Annotated in this window: 19 protein-coding genes; 6 read left to right on the top strand and 13 right to left on the bottom strand. The window is 68.6% G+C overall.

Annotated elements, in window-relative coordinates; all coding sequences use genetic code 11:
- From PINTE_RS05980 to dnaB, 8 genes are all read right to left on the bottom strand, one after another.
- Positions 1-381: hypothetical protein (locus PINTE_RS05980; RefSeq protein ID WP_217996514.1), on the bottom strand; the 381-nt coding region annotated here is incomplete at its 3' end.
- Positions 378-2,027 (bottom strand): TniQ family protein, encoded by a 1,650-nt coding sequence (locus PINTE_RS05975; protein ID WP_040563626.1) that lies wholly within the window; start codon positions 2,025-2,027, stop codon positions 378-380. The genes PINTE_RS05975 and PINTE_RS05980, both read right to left, overlap by 4 nt.
- Positions 2,017-3,462 carry a hypothetical protein gene (locus PINTE_RS22580; RefSeq protein ID WP_068427493.1) on the bottom strand — a complete coding sequence of 482 codons (1,446 nt, stop codon included), beginning with the start codon at positions 3,460-3,462 and terminating at the stop codon, positions 2,017-2,019. Before PINTE_RS22580 ends, PINTE_RS05975 begins: the two co-directional genes overlap by 11 nt.
- On the bottom strand, positions 3,459-4,481 hold the full coding sequence (locus PINTE_RS05965) for a TniB family NTP-binding protein (RefSeq protein WP_068427491.1): 1,023 nt from the start codon (positions 4,479-4,481) through the stop codon (positions 3,459-3,461). Before PINTE_RS05965 ends, PINTE_RS22580 begins: the two co-directional genes overlap by 4 nt.
- An 80-nt stretch (positions 4,482-4,561) precedes the next feature.
- Positions 4,562-5,590: a hypothetical protein gene (locus tag PINTE_RS05960; RefSeq protein ID WP_068427490.1), complete on the bottom strand. Its 1,029-nt coding sequence runs from the start codon at positions 5,588-5,590 to the stop codon at positions 4,562-4,564.
- Between the two features lie 98 nt (positions 5,591-5,688).
- A complete protein-coding gene (locus PINTE_RS05955; protein WP_068427489.1) occupies positions 5,689-6,837 on the bottom strand; it encodes a hypothetical protein in 1,149 nt (382 codons plus the stop codon).
- 8 nt (positions 6,838-6,845) lie between these two features.
- Entirely contained in the window at positions 6,846-7,592 is a 747-nt protein-coding gene (locus PINTE_RS05950; protein WP_084343290.1) for a TnsA-like heteromeric transposase endonuclease subunit, read from the bottom strand.
- Between the two features lie 223 nt (positions 7,593-7,815).
- Positions 7,816-10,554: a replicative DNA helicase gene (gene dnaB / locus PINTE_RS05945; protein WP_068427486.1), complete on the bottom strand. Its 2,739-nt coding sequence runs from the start codon at positions 10,552-10,554 to the stop codon at positions 7,816-7,818.
- Between the two features lie 495 nt (positions 10,555-11,049).
- Between dnaB and PINTE_RS05940 the strand changes: the two genes are divergently transcribed.
- Positions 11,050-12,384 carry an MATE family efflux transporter gene (locus PINTE_RS05940; protein WP_068427484.1) on the top strand — a complete coding sequence of 445 codons (1,335 nt, stop codon included), beginning with the start codon at positions 11,050-11,052 and terminating at the stop codon, positions 12,382-12,384.
- Between the two features lie 5 nt (positions 12,385-12,389).
- Here the strand turns inward: PINTE_RS05940 and PINTE_RS05935 are convergent, their stop codons facing one another.
- Positions 12,390-12,968 (bottom strand): DUF4112 domain-containing protein, encoded by a 579-nt coding sequence (locus tag PINTE_RS05935; protein WP_084343289.1) that lies wholly within the window; start codon positions 12,966-12,968, stop codon positions 12,390-12,392.
- Between the two features lie 163 nt (positions 12,969-13,131).
- Between PINTE_RS05935 and PINTE_RS05930 the strand changes: the two genes are divergently transcribed.
- The 3 genes from PINTE_RS05930 to PINTE_RS05920 all read left to right on the top strand — a co-directional run bounded on the left by PINTE_RS05930 (position 13,132) and on the right by PINTE_RS05920 (position 15,149).
- A complete protein-coding gene (locus tag PINTE_RS05930; RefSeq protein WP_068427482.1) occupies positions 13,132-13,800 on the top strand; it encodes an HAD family hydrolase in 669 nt (222 codons plus the stop codon).
- 776 nt (positions 13,801-14,576) lie between these two features.
- Complete coding sequence (locus PINTE_RS05925; protein ID WP_068427480.1) at positions 14,577-14,864, top strand: FXYD domain-containing ion transport regulator; 288 nt, start codon at positions 14,577-14,579, stop codon at positions 14,862-14,864.
- 45 nt (positions 14,865-14,909) lie between these two features.
- A complete protein-coding gene (locus PINTE_RS05920; RefSeq protein WP_068427478.1) occupies positions 14,910-15,149 on the top strand; it encodes a hypothetical protein in 240 nt (79 codons plus the stop codon).
- A 76-nt stretch (positions 15,150-15,225) separates the two neighbouring features.
- On the opposite strand, the gene iolG is transcribed toward PINTE_RS05920, so the two are convergent.
- Complete coding sequence (iolG, locus tag PINTE_RS05915) at positions 15,226-16,221, bottom strand: inositol 2-dehydrogenase (RefSeq protein WP_084343288.1); 996 nt, start codon at positions 16,219-16,221, stop codon at positions 15,226-15,228.
- 169 nt (positions 16,222-16,390) lie between these two features.
- Here iolG and PINTE_RS05910 point away from each other — a divergent pair, with 169 nt between their 5' ends.
- The gene (locus PINTE_RS05910; RefSeq protein ID WP_068427500.1) at positions 16,391-17,428 is read left to right on the top strand and encodes a LacI family DNA-binding transcriptional regulator; all 1,038 of its coding nucleotides are present in this window, start codon (positions 16,391-16,393) and stop codon (positions 17,426-17,428) included.
- On the top strand, positions 17,425-18,255 hold the full coding sequence (locus tag PINTE_RS05905; RefSeq protein WP_068427471.1) for a TIM barrel protein: 831 nt from the start codon (positions 17,425-17,427) through the stop codon (positions 18,253-18,255). The genes PINTE_RS05910 and PINTE_RS05905 overlap by 4 nt, the downstream gene beginning before the upstream one ends.
- Positions 18,256-18,341: 86 nt before the next feature.
- Here the strand turns inward: PINTE_RS05905 and PINTE_RS05900 are convergent, their stop codons facing one another.
- The 3 genes from PINTE_RS05900 to PINTE_RS05890 are packed head-to-tail and all read right to left on the bottom strand — an operon-like array spanning position 18,342 to position 21,317.
- On the bottom strand, positions 18,342-19,256 hold the full coding sequence (locus tag PINTE_RS05900) for an ATP-binding cassette domain-containing protein (RefSeq protein ID WP_068427466.1): 915 nt from the start codon (positions 19,254-19,256) through the stop codon (positions 18,342-18,344).
- Positions 19,253-20,320 (bottom strand): ABC transporter permease, encoded by a 1,068-nt coding sequence (locus tag PINTE_RS05895; RefSeq protein ID WP_068427465.1) that lies wholly within the window; start codon positions 20,318-20,320, stop codon positions 19,253-19,255. Before PINTE_RS05895 ends, PINTE_RS05900 begins: the two co-directional genes overlap by 4 nt.
- A gap of 7 nt (positions 20,321-20,327) precedes the next feature.
- Entirely contained in the window at positions 20,328-21,317 is a 990-nt protein-coding gene (locus PINTE_RS05890; RefSeq protein WP_217996513.1) for a sugar ABC transporter substrate-binding protein, read from the bottom strand.
- Positions 21,318-21,477: the final 160 nt, after the last annotated feature.

Here is a 21,477-nt window from a genome sequence, read left to right as displayed (position 1 = left end):
ATCGACATTGCCAAAGGGTTGCAGGTATCCGTCCTCGGTCAGGTACCAGCCGGACGAGGCCAGGGCGCGCTTCAGACGGTCCACGTTCTCCCCGGAAGCCTCTTCTCCGATCAGGCCCGCCACCCGCAGTGTCGACAGGAGCTCGTCGACGAGGGTGCGGGCGCGAGTCGGCTCACGCTGCGCGGTTCTCAACGCGGTCAGCACCCGCTGTTGCTTGTTCGTACCCTGCGCATTGGGGTTGTAGACGTAATTGTCCCCGTATCCCGAGCCCGTCAGGACGGTCGTGATCGTGGTGTGGCTAGGCCCCGCGCCACCGTGGAAGAACATGGCCAGGGCAGCGCTGATGTCGCTGGTCAAAGGGACGGTGGCACGAGGACTCATCGGTGCTCCTCCGGCTGATGGGTGACTCTCAGAACGATCTCGGCCAAGGCCCGGGTCTGCGCGATGGTGAGGGATCGCGCGAACTTTCGATAGCGCCATGGGTCACCAGTTGTCGGCGCCGACGCGAGGTGGCTCTGCGCCGCTTCGAGCCATAACCACTGGACGGCGTACGAGTGGCTAGACGAGCGACTACCTGGACGGTTGGCACGGGCCCAGCGAGTGAACCAGCGGGTGGTGCGGGCAAGGTGCCGGACACGGTCTTCGAGATCTCGGTAGTCGATCTCGAGCTCACGGCTCGCTGCGCCGAGGGCGGCGACGACGGCGGCGGGCGATGCGGTCATCGATGCAGAGCCGGCGCGTGCGGTGCGTTCGCCGACCTCGGGTGACAGCCCGAGTTCGCGGGCTGCATCGGCCCAGGAGTGGATGTGCGGGTGGGTTCTGGCGAGGCAGAGGGATGCGAAGAGGCCGACGGTCGCGGGGCGGGAGTCGAAGAGCCCGCTGAGGTGTTCGTCGACGAGGCGAGCGGGGAGGACTTGCGGGATCTGCCGGGTCGAGTCGGTCAGCGGTGGTTGCTGGTCGAGGAGATGGGACAGGCGACGCCGCGGTGCGTGGGCGGCCATGACAAGCCGCGTGAGGGTCGAGGTCATGCGGGTGTGGTCGGCCAGCCATCCGAGCCGGCCTTCGGGGACGTCGGGGACGTGGCGGAGCCATTGCCCGAATCGGGCCGCGGCGGTGTCGATGTCCTCGACGGCGAGGATGCGGTCGGCTGCCGTGAGCGCGCGTGAGCGGAGTACGGGGTCTTGGGGCGGGCGGATGCTCCAGCGCCGAATACTGCGTGTGCTGGCATCTGCGACGTCACGTGCCCAGCAAGGAAGGTTGTCCGGCGTTCGGGATGCTGCGGCGAGGTGCAGCACAAGGGCGGTCAATGATCGGAGGGTTGCGGTGAACTCTGGCGCGTCGAGTCCGCCGGCGAACGTGGCGAGGATCCCGCCGACGTCGGCGGCGTCTTGCCGTGCTTGGCGTTGGAGGCAGTCATCGTCGGCCGGCTCGGCAGTGAGGGTGGTGAGGTCGACACGGCATTGTTTGCGTGGGCCTTGGCCAAGAGGGTTGCCGCACAGCGTCTGGGGACCAACGACGCGCAGGGGTGAGTGGCGCTGGTCGCGGAAAGGGCGCTGGCAGCCGGGGCACGTTGCGAGCAAGTAGGTGCCGTGGGTGCGGCATGCGGTCGTCGTCGGCAGACGCCAGGAGGTGCGCCAGATCCCGTCGTCACCGAGGCATTGCGGACAGATCTGGGTGCCGTGGCCGGGGGTCCAGCCGCGGGCGGAGATGGAACGGAAGCTGGACTGGTGGCCGGGGTCGAGCCCGCGCAGGTCCAGGCTGGTTCCGTCGTAGGCCGCCAGGGTCGCGTTCTGCAGGGCGGCAGTGTCGACTCCAGTGAGGTGGGCGATGCGGGCAAGGGTCCCCGGTGTGGGCGCGAGCATGAGGTACGCGGTGGTGGTGTCGTGCCCGGCCCGCACCATCTCGATCAGGCGGGCCGTGGTGAGGTAGTTGGCGTCAGCAACGCGTTCGAGATAGGCATCGAGGGCCTCGCCGGGAGCGAGGTCGACGAGGGTCGGCAGGTGGTTGTCGGCGTTGTCAGCCAGCATCTCGACTCTCCTCGGTTGCACCGGCCAGCGAGGCGGATTCCTGGGCCTTGACCAGGTCGCTGACGTGGCTGAGCCGCTGATGCCACCAGGCGCGCAGGTGGAGTTTCGTTTCGGGGTCGAGGGCGGTGTCGAAGGCCGCAATCTCGGCGTTGGCTCGGTGTGGGTGGGGTCCACCGGCGGGCCGGCCTGCGGTGGCGTCGAGCCACACCCAGGCAGCCGCGACCTCGCGATCGAGGTGCGCGCTGCCGGCTCGCGGGATATCTCGGAGGGCGGTGGATGGGAGACGTTGGATGCCGCGCAGTTCTGCCCGGGCTTGTGCCCGGTCAAGCAGGCCTGCGGAGTGCAGTCGCTCAGCATGTACGGCGAGTCGGCAGAGCGAATATGTGTCGGCGAGTAGGCGTGCTGCGACGCGTTGGGCGCGGGAGGAGCAATCGGCCGCGTGAAGCGAGGCAGCTCCGGCGACCGTCATGGGGGTGCCGTGCGCTTGGCTGGCGAGGGCGGTCAGGGCAAGGGCTTCGGCGGTTCGGTGGGTGCGTTGGTGTTCAGGAAGGATGATCGGGTCCTCGGGCAGGCGCAGGATGGTCGGGACGTGTCGTGCCTGGAGGCCGAGGTTCTCCAGGAGGTCGAGCAGACCGACTCGAGCGTCCACCGGGTTGCGCCAGTCTGGCATCTCGTGGGGGTCGGGATCCCACGGGTCGGCCATGATCGCAATGTCATCGAGGATCGCTTCGGCGGTGGCTCGATCAACCGATGCGTCCCAAGTCAGAGTGAGCAGGGTGGCGGTGATCGACGGCGGGCGGGCGAGCGTGTATCGGCCGGTGATGACGTTGCGGTCCACCCAGCGCACCGCCCGAGTTCTCCATTGCTGCGTTTCCCCGTCGAACAGTGGGGGCCAGTTCCGCCAGAGGGCGAGTTCGACCTCGGCCATGAGGGATTCCAGGCGCCGGAGCCGATCTTGAGCAGACTGGCTGGACGTCGTCGCCGCCAGGGTGGCCATCACCTCTCGGTGAACATGGCGGACGCGGGTCGGGACCGGTGGTGGCGTGGGGTCGAGACGATCGATGAAGAGTTCTTCGCAGTTGGTGCAGAGGACGACCAGGTTGAGCCTTGCGGCGACCGTGTCAAAGCAGCCGCGGGGGCATGTAGCGGGTTGGCCGGCATACCGGCGCCCGGTCCGGGCCCGTCCGAGCGCCATCCCCGGATAGGTACCCCCCAGCGTGGCAGCCCGCAGGCGTTCCTCGGCGACCCCGGTGATCGACGAGAGCTGGGCCAGAAATGGGTGCTCTGGGTTCTCCCAGACACGGGCGGTGCGCCGGTGGCTGGTCAAATCGCGGAAATCGAGGTAGTTGGCATCGGCGACCCGTTGCAGGAAGGCCACGATGTCTTCCCCGGGCTGGATGTCGACAGCGACGGGGAGCTGGCAGGCACTGGTCATCCGGTGCCCTGCCCGTGCTGGGTGACGCTGACCGTGGGATGCAGCTGGGTCGGCTTCGCGACGGTCTTGTCGGCCTTCTGGGCGAGTTCGTCGACGGTGAGTTTGGACGCGGGAACGGCCAGCACATGCTCCTCGGTGACCGCCCAGGTGCCGTTCTCAATGGCCGCGACGGTGGCTCGGCGCAGGAGGGTGACGATGGCCTGCATTCGTCCGTGGGTGCGTTCCAGGATCAACCCGGGCAGGTCGTTGTGCAGCATGCCCGGTTCGGCGGCCGGAAGGAACGGGGCAATGAGGTCGCCGGATTCTTTGAGGAACCGTTGCCACGCCAGCACTTGGTCGTGGGTGTCGGAACCGTAGGGAGCGACGGTGATCGCGTAGGCGCGGCCGGTGATCTGGGGGTCGCTCATCACGTCGTGGTCGTGCAGGTTCGCGCCGCTGAAGATGACAGTGATGCCGTACTCCCCCAGGGCGGTCACGATCGCTTTGAGGTGGTCCAGGGCGTATCGGCCGAGGCGTTCGGTCAGGATCAGCTGGTGGAGGTCGTCGATGACCAGCAGCCGTACCCCGTGCTCGAGGACCAGGTCGAGAGTGGAGGCCTTCTTCGCGGTGCTCTTGTCCATGTCGAAGGCCTCGACGACGAGCTCGTTGAACCGGGTGACTGTGGTCGCGGCTTCCAGGGACAAGAACAGCACCGGAGCGTGGGTGGGGTGGATTTCCTGGTCACGGCGCCCGAACCGACGGGTCGTGGTTCGCCGCGCCATACGTTCGGGGTCACCGTCAGGGCCGACGTGGTGGCGGTGCACGGCATACGACAGCTGGTAGAGGACTGTGGACTTGCCGAGGACGTTGAAGCCGGTCAGGAGGGCGACCTCCCGGGTCCCGGTCAGCATCTCGGCGTTGTCTTCAATCAGGTCATTGAGGACCTGCCGGATGTGACGATCCCGCTCGGAGTCGAAGTAGTGGCCGTTGAGGTAGCGGCGTACCTCACGTGCATACTCGCGACGCTTGGCCTCCGACATCCCCGCAGCCGCTGTCCGAGTCAACGTCGCAGGCGGGACCAGCGGGGGTGCATAAGCCTGCGCGTGCAGGCGGGACGCCTTCACGACTCCCCCTCCTGTGACTCCAGCGTCGGCCACGCCGTCTGTGTCGGGTCAAATGCTGGTGGAGTGCTCGACCTGCTCGCATCGGCGCGGGATCCCTTGGATGAGGCACCGTGGCGGGTGCGTCGGGTGCCGCGGGCGCCAGCTTCGGCGGCTTCGGCGTGGTCGAACTGGGATCGTGATTCGCGCAGGTGGGCCGCCGCGACCTTGTTGGGTTTCCAGTCGACCAGGTCCGGGTTGGCTCGGAGGCGGTCGATCGAGGCGATGTCGTTGATGGCCTCAAGGATTTCCCGCTGAACACTGTCCTTGTTGATGGTGGTGTTCGTGCCGCCGCGACGCTTCACCGCCTTGGCGGCGGCGTCGAGGACCAGGTCGGTCATCGGCGCCTGCAACTGGAATGCTCGCCGCCAAGGGACCTCCACCACGGCACCGGTGTCAGGTCGACGGAACCACAACCGCGAGAGGTCCCGCGGATCCATGAAGAAGGGGGCGGCACGGTCCCGGTCGCGGAAGAGGCCCTTGGGGACGGAGCGGAAGTCGTCCAGTTCCTCACAGTCGAACGTCAGGTCTTTGTACTCGACGCCGTCGTGGCGGATCGTCAGCCACAGTTGTGGCAGCAGGTCATAGAGAAGGTCCGGACGCTGGAGGACGTGCAGCCGGCCCGTAGCGGCCAGGAGCGCGTCGAAGACCTCCAGCGGGGTCATCCCCACCGCCGGTGAGCGGTCTTCCATGGTGCGGTCGACGACCGTGAGACCGCCGTGGCGGGTGCGGTGGTAGTCGGTGCAGATGAACTCTCGCAACCGGAGTTCGAGCTCGCGCGGCGTCAGGCTCGGGCCGTCGCCCTTGAAGACGGCGCGACCCTTCTTGTCGACGACGATCTTGCCGGCGTCGCTGCCCCGCTGGGACACGTTGCGGCCCTTGTGGCCGGACAACTGCAGCAAACAGCGCTGCAGCGTCTCGTGCCAGCGCTCCACAAACGCGTTGTCGGTGGGCTTCTTCGCCCGGGAGAGCAGGAGGTGGATTCCCAAGAGGGTGCACACTTCGCGGAAGTAGCGGCCGGTGAAGATGCTGCCCTTGTCGGCGCGGATCGCGTCCGGGAGCAGTCCCGGGATCGCATGCTCCCCGATCAGCGGGCGCCCGGAGAGGCGTTCGGCCTCGACGACGGCACATCAATCGAGCCAATCGCCTCCGGGACTCCAGCCCAGCGCCAGTCATGAACCTGGCCGGGTTCGACGACTTGGCTGAACGGGCGCAGCACGTCGTAGAGGATGTGGCCGGCCTCGATGGCGTTTGCGCTGCGGGGCACGACCCGTAGAGCCAGGACGACACGCGTACACACGTCCAGGGCGGTGATGATCTCGACCGATATGGGTTTGCCTGTCCACGGGTCGACGCAGAAGGTGTCGCTGCGGGTCACGTCGATCGCGACGACTTGGCCCGGTCGAAGGGCGGGGTAGGCGGTCAAGGCCAGGACACCGCGAAGCTTCTTGGTCGTGTGGGAACGAGTTGTGCGGCCAGCGGCTTGAGCAGCCTGCGTCAGGTAGGTCCGCAGGGTCGACTCCGGTGGGTCGAGCGAGTCCAAACCCTCGGCTTTGAGCGCCAACAGCGTGCGGCGGAGAAGTTCATCGATCGAGCGAACCGCTTGTGTCCCATCGATGCGGGCGGCGATGTCGTCGGCGACGCGTCGCACCTCAGGATCGAGACCTCCGAAGGCGGAATGCCGGCGAACACGGCGCTTGTCCACCAAGGCCAGGAGGCCGCCGTTGATCGGGCGGTCGAAGTCGGACAGCCAGTTCATCAGCTGACGCTGTGAGACCGCGCCAACCCTCGCTCGAGGTGTGGCTTTGCCCGCCTCCATGTTGCGTTGACGACGCCGATCGAGCAGAGCCTCCCGGGCAAGGATCTTGGCCATCGCCTCGCATTTCTTGCTGTCCGAGACCTTTCGGGCCGGGTTGAACAGCGAGTACGGCTCCCCTGGTCGTGCGAGAGCGGGGTGCCCACGGGCGAAGCCCGTGCGAATGGTCAGAACGACCTCCAGCTTGTCCAGCGACTCTTGGACAGCGTCATCGCTGAGCCCGGACAAGACGGCCATCAATGACTCGGCCACCGCGTCCACCCGCCCGTGGACGATGGCGCGTGCCGGTTGGACGTCGGTCCACGACACCTCGTCGACTCCGCCGGTGACGTCGCGGACCGTGTACCCGAACGGGCCGACTGCGACCACCACTCGGGGTCCCTCCGGGAAGAGGATGGTGGCGCCCTCGTAGAGCGTCACTCGGGCGTTCATGTCCGCGCCGCATCGGTTGCCCACGCGAGGCGCGAGCGCTGATCCCAAGGGGCGTTGAGGTCCATCTCGATCTCGCCGGACCAGACCAGGTGCCACATGGCTGACGTGAGGAACCCTCGATCGTCATCGGCCGCGATGACATCACCGACAGTGCCGTCACCGTCGGTCAGGACACCCTGCAGGATCGCCTTGGCAGGCATCACCCACTCCGGGGCTCGGCGCGCCGACGCGATCCAGCGGAGGTTCAACGACGCCACCGGGTCCAGACCACCGAACAGCTCGTAACGCCAGCCGACCTTCGCGCAGGCCGCCTGAGTACGCGTCGACATCACCATGAACGTGTCGTCGCGTTCTTCCGGGGCGCGGACATCCCAGATGGTCACCGAACCGTCCCGGTGCGCGCTCAACACGTCGGGGAAGTGCTTCGTTCCGTCCTCCCAGCGCAACAACACGGGTTGACCGACCAGCCACGTCACATCACGTTGATGGTCCAACCATGTCGCGAGCTCGTGCTCAAGACCAGACTCGAGGAACAGCCACCCACCCGTCGTCGTCGACATCGCCTGCACCGGGATGTTTCTCGACAGTCGGCCAGACTTTGTCTCCCGCACCGGCTGCAAGCTGCGTGGATCGGGCGGCCCCGCCACCCATGACCACTCGGATCGCGAACCCCCAGCACACCAAAACGACCACGTCGCTTCACCCACTTGGGCACCGACGGGCCGTAGCCCTACACTGGGCATGACGACACCTCCTGTCTCCTCACCCGGATCAGGTACTTGTCTTACGAGGGCGCTCCGCTGGAACGGGGCGCCCTCGACGTTTGTCTAGTGCGTTGAGCGTAGACCTTCCCCTCTCGTGCCGCCTAGCGCAGAAATCACGATCTGACAAGAAGACACGCCGTAAACCCTCCTATGAAACATAGGTGGCGGTTTGTGAAAAGTAGGACCCATCTCTACAGCAGCATCAGAAGTTTGTCGCCATGTTGGTAAAGCGGCTGTAGTGCCCCTGGAAGGCGACGGTAATGGTCTTCGTCGGGCCGTTGCGGTGCTTGGCGACGATGATGTCGGCTTCGCCCTCGCGGGGCGAATCCTGCTCGTACACCGACTCGCGGTGCAGGAGCATGACCATGTCGGCGTCCTGCTCGATGGAGTTGTGCACGACGACCCCGTTGGCGACGAAGTTGTGGGTGCCGAGCACGGTGGCGTCGAAGACCTCTTCGTAGCCGGCCGGCTCGATGCTGACGATCATGTCCCACTCGACGTCGTTGACCGCCTCCAGGTCGACGTCCGCGCGGTCCAGCACGGCCGCGACCTGCGCCAGCGCGCTGCCCTCGGTCGACGTCGACGTCTCCGCGACCGCCGCCGCCACCTCGCGCCACACCGGGCTCGTGTCGGCGGCCGGGCGGGTGTCGGTGCGCACGATCGTCAGGAGGCGGTCCGCCTCCGCACCCATCGCGCCCTCCACCCCGATCTCCTGCAGGAACCGGCGCTGGCTGTCCAGGTCGACCACGTCGAGCACCCAGTCCTTGCCCGCGCCCCACACCTGGCTGGAGATGCCGAAACGCAGCAGCAGCAACGCGATCCGGTCGAGGCGCTCCCGGTCGTCGGCGAAGCAGAAGATCTCCCCGCCCGCGTGCGTCGCCGCCAGACCGACTCCCCCGGCCCGCGTGAAGACCTCCCGCAGGAACAGCGCGATCTGCGCCTTCGGCAGCCGCGAGATGCCCGCCGGCACCCGCGCCTCCGGCAGCTCCGCCACGAGCCGCGCCGCCATCGTCACGTCCGAGTCCGAGAAGCCCTCGTCGCACTGGCCCGGCGCCGGCACGTGCCGCGGCACCGCGACCCGCTCCCCGACTCCGAGATCGCCGAGCGCACGCCAGCCGCCGTACGTAAGGAACGGGTGGTTCGCCGTCGCCCGCAGCGTGCGCCCCGAACTCGTCGTCATCGTGAACGTCTCGCGCACACCCGTGCTGAACACGTGCGTCATCGGCCGCGCGACGTAGCGCAGCGACTCGTCCAGCGCCCACACCGGCACGTCCGTCGCCCCCGACGCGTACAGCGCGCCCAGCGTCGTCTCCGCGCCCGTGTCGGCCCGCAGGATCCGCGTCGACGCCGGCAGGCAGCCCGACTCACGCAGGTCACTGACCTGCGGCTTCTTGTCCGTCCGCTGCTCCGGGCCACGGTTCAGCTGCGACAGCGCGATGACCGGCACCTCGATCTCCTTCGCGAGCAGCTTCAGAGCCCGCGAGAACTCGCTGACCTCCTGCTGGCGCGACTCCACCCGCTTGCCCGAACTCATCAGCTGCAGGTAGTCGATGATGACGAGCTTGAGGTTGTGCCGCTGCTTCAGCCGCCGGCACTTGGCCCGAATCTCCATCAGCGACATGTTCGGCGAGTCGTCGATGTACAGCGGCGCCTCCGAGACCTCCCCCATCGTGCGCGCCAGCTTCTGCCAGTCTTCGTCGCGCATCGTGCCCTTGCGCATGTGCTGCAACTGGATCGACGCCTCCGCGCTCAGCAGACGCATCGTGATCTCGTTGCGGCTCATCTCCAGCGAGAACACCACCGTCGTCTGGCCATGCTTGATCGCGGCCGAGCGTGCGATATCCAGAGCCAACGTGGAGTTGTGTGTCGGGATCATCGATCGGCCTGCCAGGTACAGGTGGTCTTCCGCCTCCACCTGGATGCACCGCACCGGCACGGACTCGACTGGGGTCACCGCAGTGAACTCGCGGTCGGCTTCCACGCGCAGCCGCTCGGCGCCGACCCGGTCGGCCAGCCGGCCCGACGTCGAGGTGCCCTCACCGACCACCGGCCACTGGTGCTCCTCGTCCGCGACGATGCGCGAGCCATCGGAGAAGGCCACCTCGTAGCAGGGGCGCCCGGTCATCACGTCGGTGGCGGCCACGACCTTCGTCGGGCGGCCGTCGGAGCCGAGCACCTCGTTGCCGACCGCGACCTCCCCCATTGTCGTCCAGCCCGTCGGGGTCGGCAGCGGCGTGTCGAGCGCCAGCGCCTTACCCATCGCCGGTCGGGCGGCGATGACGATCATCTGCCCCGAGTGCAAGCCGTTCGTCAGGTCGTCGAGGTCGACGAAGCCGGTGGGCACGCCGACCATCTCCCCCGAGGAGCCGGAGGCGTGCTCGATCTCGTCGGCGGTGGCCTCGAGCAGTTCGCCGAGCAGGTGGTAGTCCTCGCTGCCGCGCTTGTCGGCCACCTGGTAGATCTCGGCCTGCGCCGCGTTGACGATCTCCTCGACGTCGCCGCCGCCCGTGCCGTAGCCCATCTGCACGATGCGCGTGCCCGCGTCGACGAGCCGGCGCAGCACCGCCCGCTCCGCGACGATCTGCGCGTAGTAACCCGCGTTCGCCGCCGTCGGCACCGCCGCGATGAGCTGGTGCAGGTAGCTCTGCCCGCCGATGCGGGCCAGGTCGCCGCGCTTGGTCAGCTCGTCGGCCACCGTGATCGCGTCGGCCGGCTCGCCGCGCCCGTACAGGTCGAGGATCGCGTCGTAGATCGACTCGTGGGCCGGCCGGTAGAAGTCGACGCCGCGAGTGATCTCCAGGACGTCGGCGATCGCGTCCTTGGACAGCAGCATGCCGCCGAGCACGCTCTGCTCGGCGTGCATGTCCTGCGGCGGGAGGCGGTCCTGATCCTCCTCGCGGGGGCCCTGCTCGAACCCCTGCTCCAGCTTCGCCAGAGACACTCGATCCTCCTGAAAGTGGCACTCGGCCGCGACTACGCCCCAGCCCCGCCGCGCCGTCGGCGCGACGCCGGAAAGAACGTCCCCCACACCCTCACACGCACCACCGACAAGCTGACGAAACCGCCTGTGTGGCTACCCGACTGACCGGGTTCTGTTCACGCTAAGTCGCAGGTCAGGCCCGCTCAAGCAGGCCTGTGGATAACCCTGTGGAGAGCCTGGGGACGACCGGGGGACAACCGCCGCGCACCGTGTGGACACCGCTGGGGACAACCGATGAATGCAACCCCGCACAGAGCGCCTGACCTGGACATTCGCCATCCACCGCTTGTGCGCGGAAATTAATTCTCTGACCAGCGGATCCGTCTCATCATCCGGTCGGTGCAGCCGTCCACGGATCATGTACGCAACGATGCGCCCGCGCCCAAACCGCCCTGTGGAAAAGCTGTGGACAGTCGTGAAGTGCCTGGCCAGGCACACAAGTCCGAAAGGAACGCCGTGACCGAGCCGAGCACCCGCCGCGAGGTGCTCCGGCTCGCGATCCCCGCCTTCCTCGCCCTCGTCGCCGAACCTCTCTTCCTCCTCGCCGACGCCGCCATCGTCGGCCACCTCGGCACCACCCAGCTCGCCGGCCTCGGCGCCGCCTCCGCCGCCCTTACGACCATGGCCAGCGTCTTCGTCTTCCTCGCCTACGGCACCACCGCCCTGGTCGCCCGCCTCCTCGGAGCCGGAGACACCCGCGCCGCCCTCGGCGCCGGCCTCGACGGCATCTGGCTCGCCGCCCTCCTCGGCCTGGCCACCGCCTCCCTGACCTACCTCTTCGCCGCCCCCATCTGCCGTGCCTTCGGCGTCTCCCCCGAGGCCACCGAGCACGCCGTCACCTACCTCAGCGTCAGCGCCTTCGGCCTGCCCGCCATGCTCCTCGTGCTCGCCGCCACCGGCGTGCTGCGCGGCCTGCAGGACACCCGCACCCCGCTCATCGCCTCCGTCGCCGCCTTCAGCGCCAACGTCGTGCTCAACTACGTGCTCGTCTACGGCGCCGGCATGGGCATCGCCGGCTCCGCCTGGGGCACCGTCATCGCCCAGACCGGCATGGCCACCGGACTCCTCGTCGTCGTCCTGCGCGGCGCCCGCCGCCACGACGCACCCCTACGCTTCCACCCCGGCCGCGTCGTCTCCGCCGCCCTCACCGGCCTGCCGCTGCTCATCCGCACCCTCGCCCTGCGCGCCGCGATCCTCGCCACCGCCTTCGTCGCCGCCCGCCTCGGCGACGTGCCCCTGGCCGCCTACCAGGTCGCCGCCACCGTCTGGACCTTCCTCGCCTTCGCCCTCGACGCCCTCGCCATCGCCGCCCAGGCCCTCACCGGCAAGGCCCTCGGAGCCGGTGACGTCGCCGGGGTCCGCGACGCCACCGCCCTCATGGTCCGCTGGGGCGTGCTCGCCGGCGTCGTCTTCGGCCTCGCCACCGCCGCCCTCGCCCCCGTGCTCCCCCGCCTGTTCACCACCGACCCCGCCGTGCAGGCCGCCCTAGCCGCCGGGCTCGTCGTCGTCGGCCTGTCCCAACCCATCAGCGGCCACGCGTTCGTGCTCGACGGCGTGCTCATCGGCGCCGGCGACGGCCGCTGGCTCGCCGGCGCCCAGACCGTCGCCCTCCTGGGTTACCTACCCGCCCTCGGCATCGTCCTGTTCCTCGGCGACGACCTGCTGGCCCGCGGCGGAGCCCCCGCCGCCGTCGCCGCCGTCTGGGTCGCCATGGCCTGGTTCATGACCCTGCGCAGCCTGCTGCTGCACCACCGCGCCCGCACCGACTCCTGGCTCGTCACCGGCGTCTGAAACCCTCAGACGAGGCCGATGACCCGCAGCAGCGCCCAGATGCCGAGGATCGCCAGGCCGATGACGACGGCCATGATCGCGACCACGATGCCGACGGCGCCGAGCACGTAGGTGCGGTGGTCGGCGTGCACGATGTCGCCGTGTTCGACGGTGCGTTCGAGCAGGCGCAGGTTCTTGCTGTTGGCGCGGTGCGCGGCGTCGGCGACGTCGCCGACGAAGGGGATGAGGCCGAGCAGGGCGTCGATGAGCAGGTTGAGGCCCATGCGCAGCAGCACCCGATAGGGCACCCGCAGGCGCACGGCGTCGACGAAGATGATCGAGGCGATCGCGCTGCCGGCGGCGTCGCCGAGCCCGGGCAGCAGCCCGAGCACGGGATCGAGGCCGACGCGAAAGCGCGTGCCGGGGATGCGGATGAGGTCGTCGAGCACCCGCGCGAGCACCCGGCTGGAGTAGCTGGTGGCGCCCGGTTGCCCGGGTTGCGGGGCGGCCGGGACGTCGTCGGTGAGGACCGGTCGGCGGGAGACGGGTGGGCGCGCGGCCGCGCGGCGGGTGTCACCGGGGCGGCTGCCGGGGGTGCTGCTCATCGGTCTCCTTGGTCGGCTCGTGTGGTCGGCTCGTATTGTCGGCTCGTATTGTCGGCTCGGATGTTCGGCTCGATCGGACGGTGGGGCGCAAGGCGTGAACGGCCCGAGACTGGGCACAGTGCCCGGGTATGGGCATTTTCGCAATCGGTAGGGAAGGTATGCGATGACGAACGACCTCGTGCCCGGTGTGATCTTCGACGTGGACGGCACGCTGCTCGACACGAACTACTTGCACACGGTGGCGTGGACGCGGGCGCTGCGCTCGCACGGGTACGACGACGTGACGATGGCGGCGGTGCACGGCGCGATCGGCATCGCCAGCGGCGAGCTCGTGCAGCACCTGACAGGCGGCACCGACGAGGCGGTGGCGCAGGCGCACACGCAGGAGTACGAGCCGTTCCAGGATGACGTGCGGGCGTTCCCGCGGGCGGCGGAGCTCATGGGCGCATGCCACGACGCGGGGCTGCGGGTGGTCATCGCGACGAGCGGCAAGGAGAAGGATCTCGACTGGATGCTGCCGGCGATCGGCGTCGACGAGGCCATCGTGGCGGGCGCCTCGACGTCGTCGGATGTGGAGGCCGCCAAGCCGGCGCCGGACCTGCTCTCGGTGGCGATGGAAAAGAGCGGCCTCGACCCGGCGCGCACGGTGGCCCTCGGCGACACGGTCTGGGACGTCAAGGCGGCCGCCGACGCGGGGGTGCCGTGTATCGCGTTGGCGTGCGGCGGGATCGGCGCTGCGGAGTTGCGGGAGGCGGGCGCAGTCGAGGTGTGGGACAGCCCGGCCGACCTGCTGGAGAACCTCTCGGAGTCGCGTCTGAGCGCGCTGACGTGAGGCTCCGGGCAGACCGCCCGGCCCTTCTTCGTGCCGCCTCCGATTTCCCGGCCGGCCGGTCGAGCTGACCGGCCCTGACCGGCTCCGGGTGGCTCCGGGCGGCCCCCTTGGCCGATGGGAATTGACCTCTCGACGCGCGTCGAGTGGTCACCGCATGCGGTTCTCTGCGGTTTCGAGGCTGTGACCTCCGGTGTTGCGGTGCGCAACTAAGGTGACCGCTCGCGAGTGGTCACCGCCCATGACCCTGTGCGGTTTCGCCCGGCTGCGAGGCCTTGGAGCCGGTACGCGCGCCCGGGGCCGGGATGGCGGCCGCGAGCCGGCAGGGCGCCGGGAGCCGGTGACAACCGGAGCCCGCGCCAGCAGGCGCGCACCCTACGACCCAATCACCCACTCGCGCATACCCCCCGGACGCCCTCACGCGCCACCTAACCCGGATGTAAAACCGAATCGGGTCTCACTATTCGAGACGTATGTCGATCCGTAATATATCCACTCATGACCTATGCGTCTAGACGAGTTCACGCGCCTGACCTGCCAAAACAGGCACGAACGGGCGTCCAAATCCGCCCCCGAAAGCCCCGTTCGGGTGGCTTCGACCCCGGTTTAGGCCGCCTCGACGTTTGACCACCCCCGGCGAGGACGCGCAGCATTGAAGACGTCGACGGGACACCGGAGACACCGAAAGAACCCCAACAAGTTCGCCCGATCCGGGCGCACGACGGTCGTGCAGGATGAGCCGTCGTGGCTCCTCCTGCGCGGCAGGTAAGGAGCAGAACATGATCTACACGCACCCCTACGCTTACGCGTCGGACCACATGGAGCCCAGCGACTTCGTCAGCCTGCAGAGCGTGACGATGGGCGTCACCGCGGTGGTCCTCTTCGTCACCGGCATCATCAGCGGCATCGTCGGCGTCATCGCCCTCTCCGGCGTGACGGCCGTGCTCGCCGGCGGCTTCTCGATCGTGGCCGCCATCAAGGCCGTCGAGAACGCCATGGAGCAGACCTCCGAGAACCCCGAGATCTCCGAGGCCCCCGCGCCGGTGCACACCCCCGCGTCGCTCTGAGCGCGCAACTAGCTCAACTAGCTACTGCCCGAAAGGAACCCCACCATGCCGTACATCTTCCCGCACTCCGTGCCGACGCCGACCGGCCTCTCCCCGCGTGAGTTCTTCAGCGTCGAGGGCCTGACCCTGGCGATCCTGGCCTTCGTGTTCGCGGTCGTCGGCGCGCTCGCCGGCAACACGGTCGTCCTCTACTTCGCCGGTGCCACGATCATCCTGTCCGCCATCTTCACGCTGGCGACGGCTGCTCGTTCCCTCATGGCCCCGACGCAGGAGCAGGCGGGCTGAGTCTCCCATCCGACGATGCGTCGGGGTCGACCACAGGGTAGTGGTCGACCCCGAATCTTTTTGTGCCGCAACCGCCTCAGGCGGAAACCTCGACCGTCGCGCGCGAGTTCAGGCTGGCGCCGGCCGCCTCCGCGAGCACGAGCGCCGCACGCCCGTCGTCGAAGCCGGGCGAGAACGGCCGCCCCTCCTCGATCGAGGTGACGAAGGAGTCGAACTCCGCGGCGTAGGCCGGCATGTACCGGTCGAGGAAGAAGTTCAGGTAGGGCGCCGCCACCTCCGTGGCGTCCGCTCCCGAGAACCGCACGCTGGTCGGCAGCTGGTTGACCGCCGTGAACATGCCTCCCTCACCGAACGCCTCGAGCCGCTGGTCGTACCCGAACGCACACCGCCGCGAGTTGAGGATCGTCGCCACCGCGCCGGTCGAACCGCGCAACACGACCACCCCGCCGTCGATGTCGCCCGCCTCCTCGATCTCCGGGGACACGAGGTTGGAGCCGGTCGCCGTCACCTCGACCACGTCGCCGAGGAAGAAGCGGGCCATGTCGAAGTCGTGGATCATCATGTCCTTGAACAGGCCCCCCGAGCTGGCCACGTAGGCGGCCGGCGGCGGAGCCGGATCGCGGCTGATGATCGTCAACTGCTCGAGATTGCCGAGTTCACCAGCGGCCACTCGGGCCTGGATGTCGGCGAACGTCGGGTCGAAGCGCCGGTTGAACCCGACCATGACCTTCGACGTCAGGTCGCCGATCCGCTCGCGGCACGCGTCGACGTTCGCGACGTCGAGGTCGATCGGCTTCTCGCACAACACCCACTTGCCGGCCTCGACGGCCCGGGTCAGCAGGTCGACATGCGTCGGGGTGGGCGAGGCGATGACCACCGCGTCGATCGCCGGGTCGTCGAGGATCGCCTCCGCCGTGGTCGAGTGCTCGGTGCCGAAGCGCGTCGCCACCGCGACGGCGGACTCTTCGATCGGGTCGAACACCCTGGCCAGACGCGCCCGGGGGTGGGTGGTGATCGAGTCGGCATGGACCTGGCTGATGCGCCCGCAGCCCAGCAAACCCACGTTCAGCATGATGACTTCTCTCCCGGCGCAAGGACGCTGCCTCAGCTTAGTGCGACATTGCGACCCCGCCGATCTAGACCGGTCTACTAGTACGTTCTAGAATAGGGACCAGACCCACCCGGGGTCAACAGATTCCGCATGGACGACGCCTGTCCGTGGGATGGTCGAGGAGGCGCCGATGCCACCCGGTCCACAGCCGCAGCGCGGGCCGACGATGCGTGACGTCGCGCGCGCGGCCGGCGTCTCCAAGGCCCTGGTCTCGGTGGTCTTCCGGGGCGCACCCGGCGCCAGCGAACAGACGCGCCGACGCGTCTTCGAGGCCGCCGAACGGCTCGGCTACCGCGCCAATCGCAGCGCCAGCCTCCTCGCGCTCTCCCGCACCCGGCAGCTCGGCATCGTGCTCGACCTGCGCAACGGCTTCCACATCGACGTCGTCGAGGCGGCGATGGCAGCCGCGCAGGACGCCGGATATCACCTGGTGCTCAGCCCGATCGGCCCCGAGCGCGACGAGGCCAAAGCCGTCGCCACCGCGCTGGAGTTTCGGTGCGAGGCGCTGCTCGTCGTCGGCGCGGCCCTCGGTGAGAACGAACTCGCGCGACTGGCGGCCGGCACCCCGGTCGTGTGCGTCGGGCGGCAGATGCACGACAGCCGCTTCGACGTCGTGCGCATGGCCGACGAGACCGGCATGGAACTCGTCGTAAACCACCTCGTCGAACTCGGGCACCGGCGGATCGCCCACGTCGATGGCGGAGACGGTGACATCCCGGCCGCCCGCCGCGCCGGTTTCGCGCGGGCCGCCCGACGACACCGGATTGTCGGGCGCTGCCTCACCGTGCCGGGCGGACACACCGAGCCCGACGGCCGGCGCGCGGCGCAGGCGCTCCTGCGGCGCCGGCACCGCCCTACCGCGATCGCCACTTTCAACGACCGCTGCGCCATCGGCGTTCTCGAGGCGCTCGACCGGGCGGGCCTGGAGGTACCGCACGACCTGTCGGTCACGGGGTACGACGACTCCCCGCTCGCGCGGCTGGAGTTCATCGAACTGACCAGCGTGCGCCAGGACGCGCAGCAACTGGGCCGCCTCGCCGTCGAGGCGGCCGTGCAGCGACTCGACGAGGGGCGCCTGGAGCGCCTCGACGTCACCCTCACCCCCGTGCTGGCCGCGCGCGCCAGCACCGGTCCGCCCGGGGCACCACCAGAAAGAAGGACGCCATGAGCACCCCCACCCTCACCACTGCGCCCGAGGTCGGACGGCACGGCCCGTTCACCCTCGCCGTCAGCTCCGAAATGGTCTTCGGCGAGCTCACCGTCGCCCAGCGCCTCCGGCACCTGCACGAGCTCGGCTTCCAGGTCGAGATCTGGGACTGGAGCAACCACGACCTCGACGTGCTCGCGGCCGCTGTGGCCGACGGCGTCGTCATCGGCTCGATGACCGGCTACCTGCGCGGAACGCTCGCCGACCCCGACGGCGCCGCCGAACTGCTCGCCACCGCCCGCGAATCCATCGACGTCGCCAAGCGGCTCGGCATCCCGCGCCTCAACCTGCACGGCACCGGACTCGACGGCGACGGCCTTCCGGTCGTGCCCTGCGACGACGTCACCGGCCCGATGTGGGCGCGCGCCGCCCTCACCCTGGAGGCGGTCGCCCGCCTCGGGCAGGAGCACGACGTCGTCTTCGAGCTGGAGAACCTCAACCGAGGCGTCGACCACCCGCGCACCCCGTTCGCCACCGCCGCCGACACCCTCGGACTGGTGCAGACGGTCGACAGCCCCTACCTGCGGCTCAACCTCGACCTGTACCACGCGCAGGTCGACGAGGGGAACCTCATCGAGCTGTGCCGCCGCGCGCTGCCCTACGTCGGCGAGATCCAGGTCGCCGACGTGCCCGGCCGCTGCGAACCCGGCACCGGGGAGATCAACTACCCCGCGATCGCGCGCGCCCTCGCCGACGCCGGGTACACCGGCACGATCGCCATGGAGGCCAAGGCCGCGGGCGACTCCACCGACGCCGTCGAGGCCTTCCGGGCGGCGTTCACGCTGTGACGGCCACGCCGCCCGCCGTGGGAGTCGTCCCTCGGCGGGCGGCGCAGGCGTATCTCGCAGGTCCTGGGCAGCATTCCTCAGTTCCGTCAGTGCTCGGGGTCGCCGTCCACGATCCGCATCGCACCGGTCGGAGCCGCCACCTCGCCATGCTCGACCGTGTGCGGCTCGACGACCTTCTCCGGGTCGAGATCCCCCAGCTCGTGAGACAGCTCGGCGAGCTCTTGCCCGCCGGCCATCTCCGCCGTCAGTTGGTCGAGCGTCAGGTCGGCGCGGTGCGCGTCGAGCACCACCCGGCCGAGCTTGAGGATGATGAAGTGGTTGCCCACGAGAAACGCGTGATGCGGGTTGTGCGTGATGAAGACGACGCCCAGACCGGCGTCGCGCATCTTGGCGATGTACTTCAGCACCACGCCGGATTGCTTGACGCCCAGCGCCGCGGTCGGTTCGTCGAGGATGACGACTTTGGCCCCGAAGTAGATCGCGCGAGCGATGGCGATGCACTGCTTCTGCCCGCCGGACAGCGCGCCGATCGGTCGATCGAGATCGGGGATGACGATCCCCATCTTCGTCAGCTCCTCGCCAGCGATCCGCTTCATCTGCTCGACATCCAGGCTTCGGAAGATGCCCTTGGTGATCTCGTTGCCGAGGAAGAAGTTGCGCCACACGCTCATCAGCGGAGCCAGCGCGAGATCCTGGTAGACCGTCGCGATGCCGCGGGCCTGGGCCTCTCGGGGCGAGGAGAACGTCGTCTCAGCGCCGTCGAGGCGCATGACCCCGGAAGTGTGCGCGTGCAACCCAGCGATGATCTTGATCAGCGTCGACTTGCCGGCGCCGTTGTCGCCGAGCACGCACGTGACCTCGCCCTGACGCACGTCCATCGACACGCCGCGTAGCGCCTCGACGTTGCCGTACGCCTTGCCGACATCGTCGAGGACCAGCAGGGAGTCGGGCTGTCCGGCTCCGTCGGTGCGCTCTTGCCTGGGAGTGTCCACCGTGCTCATCTCGCGTCCGCCCTCGTCTTGACGTACAGGTTGACGATGCAGGCGAGCAGCAGCATCACCCCGAGGAACGTGAAGAACCAGTCGGGGTTCCAACTCGCGTAGTTGATGCCCAGTTGGGTCATGCCGAACACGAGCGCGCCCAGGCCTGCACCGATGACCGAGCCGTAGCCACCGGTCAGCAGGCACCCGCCGACGACGGCGGCGATGATGAAGATGAATTCCTTACCGACACCCTCACCGGACTGCACGACGTTGTACTCGAACAGCAGGTGCATGCCGAGCAGCCAGGCGCAGAATCCGACGAACATGAACAGGCCGATCTTCGTGGCGGTCACCGGCACACCGACCGCACGGGCCGCCTTGTCGTCGCCGCCCACCGCGAAGATCCAGTTGCCGATCTTGGTGCGCAGCAGCACGTACGCGGCCAGCGCGGTGAGCACGAACCACATGAGCACCAGCATCTTGATATTCACCGGGCCGAGCCGCAGGTTCCACGCGAACACGGCCTTCGCCGAATCCCAGCCGTCCATGTCGGTGATCGAGGTGGTTGCGACGTTGCCGGTCACACTGCGGGTGATGCCGAGGTTGGCACCGCGCAGGATGAAGAAGGTCCCGAGTGTCACGAGGAAGCTCGGCAACCCGGTTTTGACGAGCATCCACCCGTTGAAGGCACCGATCGCCAAGGAGATGACAAGCGCCAGTAGCACGCCGACCCACACGTTGAGCCCGAAGTACCAGGCGCCGAGGGCCGCGGTCAGCCCGGACGTCGTGGCGGCGACGCCGGTGGACAGGTCGAACTCGCCGCCGATCATGAGCATCGCGACGCCCACGGCCATGATGCCGATGAGCGACGAGCCGTACAGGATCGTGCCGACGTTGGCGAGGTTGCGGAAGGCGGGGGCCACCGCGAAGAACAGCGCGAACACGGCGAACGCACCGACCAGCGCGCCGATCTCCGGTCGGCTCATCAGCACGTTGATCGCGGTGCGCTGACGCACCCGGTCATCACCGGGCGGTGGTGCGTCCTTCGCCGGCGCCGGAGTCGGTGCCGAAGAGGTTGTCATCGACGCGTCACCGCTTTCCGTTGGCCGCGAACTGCTCGACGGCCGCGACATTGCTGCTGTCGACGAACGAGGGGCCGGTGAGCACCGGCTGGCCACCACCGACCACGTTGCCGTTCGTCTTGTGCAGCCACAGTGAGTCGACTGCGAGGTACCCCTGCAGGTACGGCTGCTGGTCGACGGCCCAGGCCACCGTGCCCGCCTTGATCTGGGCCACGATGTCCTTGTTCATGTCGAAGGAAACGAGCTTGGCCTTGCTTCCGGACTCCTGAATCGACTTGATCGCCGTCATGGCGAACGGGGCGCCGAGCATCATCACGTGCGTGACGGAAGCGTCCTGCTGCAACTTGGCGGTGACCTTGGACTGCACGTCACCCATGTCAGTGCCGGTGACATAGAGCTTCTCGGTCTGCGGATGGCCGGCGGCCACGCCGTCGCAACGGGATTCCAGGCCGACGTGGCCCTGCTCTTGAATCACGCACACCACCTTCTGGGCACCCTCGCTGGTCAGCCGCTTGCCGGCCTCCTCACCGGCGATCTTCTCGTCCTGGCCGAAGTACGACAGCACCCCCATGTCACGCCATACGTCGCTACCGGCGTTGAGAGCGACGACCGGGATGCCCGCCTGTACCGCCGACCGCACGTTGCCGCTGAGCGCGTCGGGCTTGGCCAGAGTGACCGCGATGCCGTCGACGCCCTTGTCCATCGCCTGCTTGACGAGGTTGGCCTGGTTGGCTCCGTCGGGGTCCGGGGTGTATTCGAGGGTGACGCCGTCCTTCTCGGCCGCGTCCTCCGCGCCCTTGCGCACGAGGTCCCAGAAGGTGTCGCCGGCTGCCGCGTGCGTGATGAAGGCGACGGTCATGATCTTGGCGGGAGCGGCTCCGGCACCTGCGGTGGCCTCTGCCTGTTGCCGGCCCCCCGACGAGGAGCAGGCCGTGAGGGTCAGGGTGGCCGAAGCGGCCACCGCCACAGCGACACTGATGCGGCGGTATCGGGTCATCGTCATTACCTTTCGCAGGCCCCGTCACCGTCGACGGGGTCGGTGGGCGGACTTCGGGAGTTCCGGAGTCCAGAGGAGGAGCGCCTCGAATCGACGGCTCAGGCCGGGGCGATGAAGTGAAGAAAGACTGCATCGACCGACGCAGCAAAGTCAACGGTTT

It is taken from the genome of Piscicoccus intestinalis NBRC 104926 (genome assembly GCF_001515525.1).
GTDB classification, from domain to species: Bacteria; Actinomycetota; Actinomycetes; order Actinomycetales; family Dermatophilaceae; genus Kineosphaera; species Kineosphaera intestinalis.
The sequence above is the reverse complement of the archived record's forward strand: the minus strand, read 5'-3'. Positions and strand labels throughout refer to the sequence as shown.